The 445-nt window shown below is 70.6% G+C and carries 1 protein-coding gene; it reads right to left on the bottom strand.

Annotated features, from left to right (window positions below; translation table 11 throughout):
* Window positions 1-130: 130 nt before the first annotated feature.
* The coding region (locus tag FL583_RS39840; protein ID WP_142710112.1) for an ATP-binding cassette domain-containing protein at window positions 131-445 on the bottom strand (315 nt) is incomplete at its 5' end.

Here is a 445-nt window from a genome sequence, read left to right on the forward strand (position 1 = left end):
ACGGCCCGCTGTGACGTGCGGGTCATGAGCAGCGTGCAGGTGCCGAGCAGTGTGCTGCCGAGTGTGAGGACGACGAGCAGGCAGACGAGCAGCGGCCACTGCGCCCGGGCGCGCCGCAGGAGTAGAGCGGTCACGCGGTCAGCTGTCCGTCGGCGAGGTGAAGAACCCGGTCGGCGAGCGCCATCATGACCGGGTCGTGGGTGGCGACGAGCGCGGTGACGCCTTCGGTTTCGACGATTCCGCGGAGCAGGGCCATGACGGCGAGGCCGGTTTCGGCGTCGAGTTGGCCGGTGGGTTCGTCGGCGATGAGCAGGCGGGGTGAGGCGGCGAGGGCGCGGGCGATGGCGACGCGTTGTTGTTGGCCGCCGGAGAGTTCGCCGGGGCGTTGGTGGGCGTGGTCGGCCAGGCCGACGAGTTCGAGCAGCAGTTGAACCCGTTTCTCGCG

This window comes from Cryptosporangium phraense (assembly GCF_006912135.1).
In the GTDB taxonomy this organism is placed as follows: Bacteria; Actinomycetota; Actinomycetes; order Mycobacteriales; family Cryptosporangiaceae; genus Cryptosporangium; species Cryptosporangium phraense.